This window comes from Psychrobacter immobilis (genome assembly GCF_904846285.1).
Lineage (GTDB): Bacteria > Pseudomonadota > Gammaproteobacteria > Pseudomonadales > Moraxellaceae > Psychrobacter > Psychrobacter immobilis_D.
In genome coordinates, this window is sequence record NZ_CAJHAD010000008.1 from 119,756 (window position 1) to 130,336 (window position 10,581).

A 10,581-nucleotide genomic window follows, 5' to 3' on the forward strand; every position below is an offset into this window, starting at 1 on the left:
AGGACAACAAACAAGCTAAAGCAAGTAACGATAAAGCACAGCCAAATGACAATTTAATAAAGCCTATGATCGCTAACGCAGAAAATAAAGATAGGTTAAGTATCTTGGTGGTGTCAGGGCGCTCAGGTTCGGGTAAAACCTCAGTCCTCAATATTTTAGAAGATTTAGGTTATTATTCTATCGATAATCTACCCTTGTCATTGGTTCCCGACGCGGCTCAAAAACTGGTCTGTGATAGTGGGATTAAACGCATCGCCTTGGGTGTCGATATTCGCACCCCGCGTGCGGACTTGTCCAATTTCGATGAAACACATGAAGCGTTAAAGCAGAGATATGGCGAAGACGCGGTCACCGTGGTATATGTGACTGCGCAAGAAGAAACCTTGGTGGCGCGCTTTAATGCTACTCGCCGCATTCATCCGCTTATGGTGCAAGATACCAAAGGCGTAGAAAATACTGCTTATAATTTACCAGCGGCGATCGAAAGAGAGATTCAACTTTTACAGCCGATATTTAAGCAAGCGGATGTCAAAATCGATACCACTATGCTGAATATTCATCAGTTGAAAGAGCGCTTGCGTGATTATGTTGGGGTCGATAATCAAATAGTGATTAACCTGCTATCGTTTGGCTTTAAATACGGCAGCCCAATTGATGCAGATTTTGTCTTTGATGTGCGTATTTTGCCAAATCCACATTGGAATCCAACGTTACGAGCCGCAACCGGTCTTGACGCTGAGATTGCTGATTTTTTTGCTGATTATCCAGAAGTATCTGAGATGACTGAGGATATTGCAAAATTTCTCAATCGTTGGTTACCTGATTTTTTACATAACAATCGCCATACGGTCACGGTCGCTATTGGCTGTACCGGTGGTAAACATCGCTCGGTATTTATCACCAAGCATCTACAAGATAAACTGACAGCCAGCTTGCCCAAAGGTTTAACCGTTACTGCTAAGCACCGCGAAAAGCATCGTTGGTAGAGGTTGGTCGCAAGGTATAACCTCCAACGTATAAATGGCAACAATGCTATTAAATTTATGATTTATTATCTATTATCTCGAAAAATGGAAAGCTTTTATGATTGACTGGTCAGAACAAGATATGCGCGTATCGCGCACAGAGCTCAAAAAAGCTCATGAGCGCCTGCAGCAGCTTTCGATACCGCTTGCCAGCTTATCGAAAAAACAACTTAAAGCCTTACCCGCTAGCGATTATTTTATGGCGGAACTCATGGCGCTTGCCGATATCACCAGCGCTAATGCTCGCAATCGCCAGACCAAACGTGTTGGCAAGCTTATGATTGAAGAGAATCGCCATGAGCTGATAAAAGCATTATTTGATGCATATTTTCCTAAAGAGCAAGTTTCTAAAATAGAGAGCTGGTCTGAGCGCTTAAATATTAACGACGAAGGTACGCTTAAGCAGTTCGTCAAACAATATAAAGCCTCAGAGCAGCATAGTATGTATCAGCTATTGCTCTGGATTGAGTACGCTAAGCATACCAACGATGAGGAGCTAATGGCAGAATCAAAAGCAGATTTGGCCAGTTATATTCGTGAAGTCGCTATTTTAACGAATCTAAAAAAATAGCGATAAGAGATATTTGCTAGCAAAGTTGGCTAGTGGTTACCTATAAAACACTAAAGATAGAAGACTAAAGTACAAAAAAGCCAATCAGTAAAGATTGGCTTTTTTAATTGATCGGAAATAGCGTTTTTATATTTTTCTAAAAATACTAATGCTACTTTTTCTCGGCGCGAACTTTATCGACCAAATAATCTACTACTTTAGGGACAGTAGCACTTTCACCCGTTACGACGTATTTGCCTTGCACAACCACCGCTGGCACGCCTGATAACTGATAACGCTTAGCACCTGCTTGTGAGCGACCGATTTTGGTACCAACAGCAAATGAGTTATATAGGCTGTTAAATTTCTTTTCGTTCACGCCTTTAGACGCATACCATTTGCTCAGTGACGCTTGGTCAAATAATTGCTTGCCATCTTTATGTACCGCATCAAATAGCGCATCATGGGTTTTGTTTTCATAACCTAATAACTGAGCCGCATAGAAACCACGGGCACTGGCTTCCCAAACTGGGTTCAGCGCTGCTGGAGTTTTAAAGAAGGCCACGTCTTTACCTTTGTTTTTTGCCCATTTTTCCATATGCGGATTTAAGACGTTACAATGCGGGCAGCCATACCAGAAAAATTCACGCACAATGATAGCATCACCGCTGATTTTTTCTGGGTTGTCGAGCACACGGTAGTCTTTTCCTGCGACATAGTTGGCGGCTTGAGCGCCCATATTGGCAAGCCCAATAGCACAAGCCAGACCAGTCAATGCGATGATACGTTTCATACTTGTTCCTTGAGGTGTCAAAATTTGGAATGTTTGGTTTAGACGCTTTGATTCATAAGTTTTTAGCGTATTGACATAGGTTTCAAAATAAATCGGCGGCAATATGTCGCTTAAATTGATCTCGTTAAATCTACCTACAACAGAGTACTGCCTATAATAGCGTAAAATGCCCATAGTTGTGAACCCGATTCTTAACTAACGGTTGTAAAGCTGTGAGCTATTATTTAAGGTAGCTTACTTATGACTTTTAAGTTGAAGCTTATTAAGTTTTATCAAGGATAGAGTTATTAATTAAAGCCATTAGTTAATGACATTATAGAAAATTTAAAACTAGCAAATCTATTTTTTCTTGCTTTTATAACATTCTGACGCTTAATAATAGTGCTACTTAAGTAGTTGATAAAACCTTGCTTATGTTTAAACGATTCACCGTCGGTGACGATGTACTGACGACAAAGTTGCCGCTCTCATGCTAATATTGAGCCTATCATCATAACTCTGCACGATAATAATTATAATACCCATAAAGGAAAAATCCTATGAGCCAATCTTCATCTTCTACGCAGCCTGTGAATCATCAAGAAAACAATCCTATGAACAATGATATCGATGCTAATAACACTAACGGTATTAGCAATGTTAACAATGCTGCTAGCCAATTTGACCAAAACACGGCTATCAACGTCGATGCCAGTGAAGTAGAAAAATTCAACAATTTGGCGAGCGAGTGGTGGAATAAAACCGGTGCTTTTGCCACCTTACACGAAATCAATCCGCTACGTCTTAACTGGATAGAAGAAAACGTCAAGCGCGGCTTTATGAGTGCTGATAGCGATAAAACGGCAGAGATGGGCTTGGCGGGTAAAAAAGTCCTTGATGTCGGTTGCGGTGGCGGTATTTTGTCAGAATCAATGGCACGTCGCGGCGCTGATGTCACCGGTATTGACCTCGGTACAGAAAATCTAAAAGCAGCGGCCTTACATGCTGAGCAAAGCAACTTAAATGACACTTTGCGTTATCAGCATATTCCTATTGAGCAATTAGCTGCCACCCATGCCGGTCAGTTCGATGTCGTTACTTGTATGGAGATGCTTGAGCATGTGCCAGACCCCACTGCTATCGTCGAGGCGTGCTTTGCGCTATTAGCGCCGGGCGGCGTTTGTGTGCTATCAACGATTAACCGCAATCCTAAATCGTACCTGTTTGCCATCGTTGGGGCAGAGTATGTATTGCGCTTGCTTGATCGTGGTACTCATGATTACGCCAAATTTATCACTCCAGCTGAGTTAGATAACATGGCAGTCAATGCAGGTTTTACCCGTCAAGATATCATCGGCCTGCATTATAATCCATTGACCAAGCGCTATTGGTTGGCACAAAACGTTGATGTTAATTATATGATGGCGGTACAAAAACTACTGGCGTAAATCGTCTTTTATAAGTATTCCTTTTTGACCATTTTTTAAATTATTATTAAGAGCGCCTGTTATGAGCCAATTTGTAAAAGCTGTCTTGTTCGACCTTGATGGCACATTAATCGATACTGCCGCCGACTTCGTGCGCATTATTGGTAAAATGAGCAGTGAAAATGATTGGCAAGCGCCACCTGAAGCCGAAATTCGTGAGCAAGTTTCTGCTGGTGCCACGGCGATGGTACAGCTGATGTTGCGACACAACGACCAACTTGAGGTCAGTGAAGCTGAGTTAATGGCGTTTCGTCAGCAGTTCTTAGACGATTATGAAGCGGATATATGTGTCGATAGTTGTGTTTTTAGTGGGCTTGAAGAAGTGCTGCGCGTATTAGAAGAAAAAGGCGTGCCATGGGGCATCGTCACCAATAAGCCGCGTTATCTTGCTGAGCTTCTGCTAGAAAAAATGCAATTAGATGAGCGCTGTGCGGTGCTAGTGTGTCCGGATGACGTATCGCGTTCTAAACCCGATCCAGAGCCGATGTATGTAGCGCTAGAAAAACTTGCTATCCCGCGCGGTGCCGCTGAAAGCGTGCTTTATGTCGGCGATCATATACGCGATATCGAAGCAGGTAAGGCTGCGGGTATGCCAACTATCTTAGCCGCTTATGGCTATATTCCGCCAGAAGATCAAGGCAACTTAAAAAAATGGGGCGCAGACTATATTACCGAAACCCCTGCAGACTTGAATAAGTTATTACTTTCTTCTGGCAAGTTTGACTATTTATAAAACAAATAAGCCTTATAAAGCGAATAAATAATTTATCGAAATAGCTATTAAGCACCCTACCTATTAAATAATAAGCAGTGAGTAATGCCATGAGTGACAATACTAATCAGCCTACTAGCCAACAACAGATGCAATCAGCAGCGCAATCTTCTGTGCCATCTTTATCGCACGACGATATTCGTAATTTTGTGCCGCCTGATAACTGTTTAGAAGGTAAGACTATCTTGGTAACAGGTGCCGGTGATGGTATCGGACGTGTTGCCGCCTTAACCTATGCACGTTATGGTGCAACGGTATTATTGTTGGGGCGTACCAGTAGTAAACTTGAATACGTTTATGATGAAATAGAGAGCTTTGGTGGCAAGCAGCCTGCTATGTTACCAATGAATCTAGAAGGTGCAACCTATGCTGAGATGCAAAAACTAGAGAATTTGATTGCTAAAGAAGTCGGTCAACTTGATGGTATCTTGCATAATGCGGGCATGTTGGGCACCTTGACGCCACTTGAGATGTACGATGTCGATATGTTTGCCCAAGTAATGAAGGTTAATTTTACTTCTACCTTTATGCTCACGCAAGCCCTACTGCCTTTACTTAAGGACGCCACTCATGGTTCTATTGTTTTTACTTCTAGTAGCGTTGGCACCCATCCTCGCGCGTTTTGGGGCGCATATGCGCTGTCCAAGCAAGCGGTAGAAGGTATGAGCGATATTTTTACCCAAGAAACGCAAAATACCACTAACTTGCGCTTTAACTGTATCAATCCCGGCGGCACCCGTACCAATATGCGCGCCCATGCTTTTCCCGGTGAAAATCCTATGAGCCTCAAAACCCCTGAGGATATTATGGGCGGCTATGTGTTTTTGATGAGTGATGAAAGCATCGGCGTACGCGGTCAAGTGGTTGAGCTCCAACCAAAAGACTAATCTTCATCTACAGTTCTATTGAGCAATAATTTCATAGCTATTTTTATCATTTATAAAACCGCTTATTTGTTGAAATAAGCGGTATATAACCCCATCTATTTGTTATTAAAGACTTTTATAAAAAATTAAGTATGACTAATAAAAATAGGATGAGATTATGGCAGGTGGTTGGTCAAGAGATGGGGCAGAGCATGAGCAAATGGATGCGACCGTTAACGATGCGTTAGAGCGCGCGCGGCGAGCGCTACCAACGGGTAAAAGCGCTGAGTTTTGCGATGAGTGTGGCAACCCGATTCCAGAAGCGCGGCGTATTGCCGTGCCGGGCGTGCAGCACTGCGTCGGCTGTCAGTCGCAACTGGAACAAGAAGCAAAGGCGACTGAATTATTTAATCGCCGCGGTAGTAAAGACAGCCAATTACGTTAGTTTTATGCACTAAATATTCAACGTTAAAGTAATATAGTATCTGCACTTTAAAAACGATACAGTGCGACTGAGATGAATTTTTCGATGCCTCTGTGATAACGGCAAGCAAGGAAAATTTATACCAGTCGCACATGTATATTAACGTATCGATTTTATTTCAAACTGACGATAGTTAGAACAATAAAAAACCCTGCACATTGATTGCAGGGTTTTTTATGGCATTGAATATTATCAATATTAAACGCTAAACCTATTCGCTTTTAGCGGCTTCTACTTCTGCTTCATCTGGCACGAATACATAACCGACGCCCCAAACAGTCTGGATATAACGCGCTTGTGAAGGATTGTCTTCAATTAAGCGACGTAAGCGTGATACTTGCACATCAATAGAGCGCTCCATCGCACCCCATTCACGACCACGGGCAAGGTTCATCAATTTATCACGTGTCAACGGCTCGCGTGGATGTTGCACCAAGGCTTTTAATACCGAGAATTCACCGGTTGTTAAAGTAACCACATTGCCATCACGTTTAAGGGTACGAGTCGATAAATCAAGGGTCCATGGTCCAAATTCAACCACTTCAAGTTGATGACTTGGCGCACCCGGCAACTCACGATTTTGACGGCGCAGCACCGCTTTGATACGGGCCAATAGCTCTTTTGGATTAAAGGGCTTTGGTAGATAATCATCAGCGCCTGCTTCAAGTCCAGCAATACGATCGGCGTCGCCACCTTTAGCAGTCAACATAATAATCGGAATATCACCATTGTCTTCACGCAAACGCTTACAGATACTGATACCGTCTTCACCTGGTAACATCAAATCTAAAACCACCAATGAGAACAGCTCACGCTGTAGCAATTTGTCCATCTGATTGCCATCATGAGCCGTACGAACGATAAAACCATCGTCTTCTAGAAAGCGTTGTAATAAAGAGCGCAAGCGTGCATCGTCATCAACGACCAGAATGCGCTGGTTTAGGGTATCAGGGCTGTTGTTATCTGTCATACAGTCATCCTCTTATAAAAATTATTATTAGTCAAAACTCTTAGTAAAATTATTGGTAAAACCCGTTTATAAAAATATCATTAAAAGACATAACTTAAAATTTTGTTATTATTTAATGATCATTCCGTTGATAAGTAAATCATGATTAGCAAAGCATTCGTTGTCATAAAAAAATATAGTTGTCGAAAAAATCTATAAAAAATAGAGACTTTTGTTCAATGTAGCAGTACTGAGCCATATTTATGCTCTTGATACTTTAGTGTATAAGATTGCAGGCGCAATTGCATCACTGATACGGATAAATGCTGTATGCGTTTGTTTAACAAGGCGCGGGAACGGACGATATGAGACGATTTTTGCCATAAAACAGGCGATAAATAACGAAAAGATAAAAAGGATTTTTATTCATGCAGCTTTTGCTATAATGCAAAACTACATTTCTCAACGATTGATACGTCTATGAGTAGCACTGATACCTTAACGCCATCTCAAACCTCGACAAATGCACAGGTTTTGGATGCAACCACACACGCGAATATTCACGACAAGCTTGCTCGCGCGCTTGGCATTAAGACTGCTCAAGTCAATGCGTTTGTGAAGCTTTACGATGAAGGCGCGACCGTTCCCTTTATTGCTCGTTACCGTAAAGAAAAGACACAGAATCTTGCCGATGCGCAGCTACGAGCTTTAGAGAAGTCGCTTAATTATGAGCGCGACATGGCAACCCGTCGTCTCAAAATTACTGAACTACTAAGCACGCAAGGCAATTTGACCGACGAGCTACAGGCGCGTATTGATAATGCGACGTCGAAACTTGAGCTTGAAGATATCTATTTGCCATACCGTCCACGTCGCCGTTCACCAGCTGCTAAAGCACGTGCCGCCGGTCTTGATGTTGCTGCTCAAGCAGTGTTGACGCAAGAAATCACGCCAACTGACGCATTAGCAGACTATCAAGTTCAATCGAGCATTACCGATGAAAGTGGTAATGAGATTGAAGTGGATTTTAGTGATATCGACAAGCAATTGGCAGGCGTACAAGCCATCATCGTTGATGAGTGGACGCAGGCATTGGGTTTACTTGATAATCTGCGTAGTGGCTTTGCTAAAACCGCCAGTATCGTCTCGGCTGTTGCCAGTGAAGAAAAACGCGAAGTTGGTGAGAAATTCAAAGATTACTTTGAGCATAGTGAAAGCTTGGCGCGTCTGCCAAATCATCGTTTATTAGCAATGCTACGCGGTCGCCAAGAAAACGTCTTGGGTCTTAAAATCGAAGGCGAAGACGCACCTTTCATTGAAAAAATTGTTAAGCATTTTGAGATTGATACCAAAGCGCCTGCAGAACGTCAAGAATTTTTGATAGAAGCAGCCACTAGCTTATGGAAAGAAAAATGGCGTCCGCATATTGAGCATCGTTTATTGACAGAAAAGCGTCTGACTGCTGAAGCCGATGCGATTGATGTCTTTGCCAATAACTTACAGCATTTACTCATGTCAGCGCCTGCTGGCCGTAAAGTGATTTTAGGTGTCGATCCTGGTATCCGTCATGGCGTTAAAATGGCGATTGTCGATGCCCAAGGCCATGTGATGTTGGATAGCGAAGACAAGCCAGTTGTCGCAACCGTTTATCCGTTTGCTCCTGACAATAAGATGGATGAAGCCAAGAAAGTCATCGATGAGCTATTAAGCACTTATAATGTCGATTTAGTGGCTATTGGTAATGGTACGGCCAGTCGCGAAACAGATGCGATGATTAAAGAGATTTTGGCAGCCAACTCTGAGTTAAAAGCCAAAGCCGTTATCGTGAATGAATCAGGCGCTTCTGTTTATTCGGCGAGTGAGCTTGCCAGTGACGAGCTTGCCAATCTAGATGTCTCTGTACGCGGTGCGATTTCTATCGCGCGTCGCTTGCAAGATCCACTATCAGAATTAGTTAAGGTTGACCCAAAAGCGATTGGCGTTGGTCAATATCAGCATGACGTTAACCAAACCCAGTTGGCTGATAGCTTAGATAAAGTTACCCAAGATAGCGTAAATGCCGTTGGTGTCGATGTGAATACGGCAAGCCCCGCTATTTTGGCACATATTGCAGGCTTGAACAAAAATGTCGCCCAGCAAATCGTTACCTACCGCAAAGAGCATGGCGCTTTTGATAGCCGCGAGTCATTGAAAAATGTTCCACGCTTAGGTGCTAAGACATTTGAGCAAGCGGCAGGTTTCTTACGCGTACATGGTGGCAGTAATCCGCTTGACGCGACCGGCGTACATCCAGAAAGCTATGCGCTGGTTGACAGCTTACTGGCGCAAACAGGTAAAGCATTGCCAGAAGTTATCGGTAACGATGGCGTGCTAAACAGTATCGATACCACTGCGCTTGCTGCTAATGACGATAACATCAGTGTAAAAGCCATCATAGAAGAGCTTGCCAAACCAGCTCGTGATCCACGTCCTGAGTTTAAAACTGCTAACTTCCGTGATGATGTCAATAGTATCAAAGATTTGAGCGAAGGCATGACCTTGGAAGGCGTAGTCACTAACGTCACCGCATTTGGTTGCTTCGTTGATGTGGGTGTCCATCAAGATGGTCTCGTCCATATCTCACAGATGGCCAATGACTTTGTCGCTGACCCGATGAACCGCGTCAAGCCTGGCGATATCGTCTCGGTACGTGTTATCTCTATCGATGAAAAACGTGGCCGTATTGGCTTTAGTATGAAGCCTGAGTCTGAAAAACCAGTACGCCCAGCTGTAAAGGCGTCTGAAAGTACCAGTAATGACGATAAGGATAGCCGTCCACGTAGTAACCGTCCAGCTGCTGATAAGCGTCCGTCAAAACCGCGTGGCAATCGTCAAGGTAAAGACAATGCTAATAACCGCGTTAAAGCGCCAAGAACTGAGAAAGTAGTAGCATCTAGTAAAGAAGCACCTAGTAAAATGGGTACGCTTGGTGCGCTATTACAAGAAGCTGGCGTCACTAAAGCTAAAAAATAATATTTATTCATGAAGATTAACTAAAAAGGCAGCCAGATGGCTGCCTTTTTTATTGAGAATATATTGGAGGATTCTTTTTAAGATTGGTTTCGCTAATTATAATTTATAGCGCTTGCATTGGCTCGGTATCTTATTCGCTTTCTAATAATGTTTCTTCTTGTAGGGCTGCTTCTTCATCCAGCATGGCTTGTTGTAGATCTTGTTGTTGCATCGCTTCATCAGAGTTTTGCATTGCCGCTTGTTGCGCCTGCATGTCTTCTTGCATATTCTCTTGCTCTGCTTGTAGATCAGTGGTCATTGGCTGCTGGCTAGCGATATTATTAACCTTTGCTCTTTTGATTATTTGGGTTTCGCTCACCTGAAAAGGATTAGATTGATTTGCTGCTGTTACATCATTTGTATTGTTACCTTCAGCTTCTAAGATAGCAGCAGTTTGCATATCTACTGCTGTAGTATCAGCAGGCGCCGCCATAGCCAAACTTGGAATAGTAAGCGCAGCGCCAATCAGTAGCGATAAAGATAGAGTCGTTTTTTTCATTAATAAAATCCTTAATTTACAATATTATAATGTCAGTCTAAAATATTTCAAACTTGACGCTTATTTTATGTGCTGTGTATATAACAGCCTTTTATCACAAATCTATTTAGTATCTCGAATCTATAT

The 10,581-nt window shown here is 42.7% G+C and carries 10 protein-coding genes; 7 read left to right on the top strand and 3 right to left on the bottom strand.

Going from position 1 to position 10,581, the window contains the following annotated elements:
• Positions 1–65: 65 nt before the first annotated feature.
• Together rapZ and yjgA are read left to right on the top strand one after the other, a co-directional pair.
• Positions 66–986 (top strand): RNase adapter RapZ, encoded by a 921-nt coding sequence (gene rapZ, locus JMX13_RS06970; RefSeq protein ID WP_201611494.1) that lies wholly within the window; start codon positions 66–68, stop codon positions 984–986.
• A gap of 97 nt (positions 987–1,083) precedes the next feature.
• A complete protein-coding gene (gene yjgA, locus JMX13_RS06975; protein ID WP_201545263.1) occupies positions 1,084–1,596 on the top strand; it encodes a ribosome biogenesis factor YjgA in 513 nt (170 codons plus the stop codon).
• A 151-nt stretch (positions 1,597–1,747) separates the two neighbouring features.
• Here the strand turns inward: yjgA and JMX13_RS06980 are convergent, their stop codons facing one another.
• A complete protein-coding gene (locus JMX13_RS06980) occupies positions 1,748–2,368 on the bottom strand; it encodes a thiol:disulfide interchange protein DsbA/DsbL (protein WP_201545265.1) in 621 nt (206 codons plus the stop codon).
• Positions 2,369–2,907: 539 nt separating this feature from the next.
• Here JMX13_RS06980 and ubiG point away from each other — a divergent pair.
• From ubiG to JMX13_RS07000, 4 genes are all read left to right on the top strand, one after another.
• On the top strand, positions 2,908–3,795 hold the full coding sequence (gene ubiG, locus JMX13_RS06985; protein WP_201611467.1) for a bifunctional 2-polyprenyl-6-hydroxyphenol methylase/3-demethylubiquinol 3-O-methyltransferase UbiG: 888 nt from the start codon (positions 2,908–2,910) through the stop codon (positions 3,793–3,795).
• A 61-nt stretch (positions 3,796–3,856) separates the two neighbouring features.
• Positions 3,857–4,567: an HAD family hydrolase gene (locus JMX13_RS06990; protein ID WP_201611469.1), complete on the top strand. Its 711-nt coding sequence runs from the start codon at positions 3,857–3,859 to the stop codon at positions 4,565–4,567.
• A 128-nt stretch (positions 4,568–4,695) separates the two neighbouring features.
• Positions 4,696–5,493 carry a YciK family oxidoreductase gene (locus JMX13_RS06995; protein ID WP_201611496.1) on the top strand — a complete coding sequence of 266 codons (798 nt, stop codon included), beginning with the start codon at positions 4,696–4,698 and terminating at the stop codon, positions 5,491–5,493.
• 157 nt (positions 5,494–5,650) lie between these two features.
• Positions 5,651–5,917: a DksA/TraR family C4-type zinc finger protein gene (locus JMX13_RS07000; RefSeq protein WP_201545268.1), complete on the top strand. Its 267-nt coding sequence runs from the start codon at positions 5,651–5,653 to the stop codon at positions 5,915–5,917.
• A gap of 250 nt (positions 5,918–6,167) precedes the next feature.
• Here the strand turns inward: JMX13_RS07000 and ompR are convergent, their stop codons facing one another.
• Positions 6,168–6,926 (bottom strand): two-component system response regulator OmpR, encoded by a 759-nt coding sequence (gene ompR / locus JMX13_RS07005; protein WP_201611476.1) that lies wholly within the window; start codon positions 6,924–6,926, stop codon positions 6,168–6,170.
• A 459-nt stretch (positions 6,927–7,385) separates the two neighbouring features.
• Here ompR and JMX13_RS07010 point away from each other — a divergent pair, with 459 nt between their 5' ends.
• Positions 7,386–9,917 (top strand): Tex family protein, encoded by a 2,532-nt coding sequence (locus tag JMX13_RS07010; RefSeq protein WP_201611478.1) that lies wholly within the window; start codon positions 7,386–7,388, stop codon positions 9,915–9,917.
• A gap of 130 nt (positions 9,918–10,047) precedes the next feature.
• Here the strand turns inward: JMX13_RS07010 and JMX13_RS07015 are convergent, their stop codons facing one another.
• Positions 10,048–10,455, bottom strand: a complete 408-nt coding sequence (locus JMX13_RS07015) for a hypothetical protein (RefSeq protein ID WP_201611480.1) — start codon at positions 10,453–10,455, stop codon at positions 10,048–10,050.
• Positions 10,456–10,581: the final 126 nt, after the last annotated feature.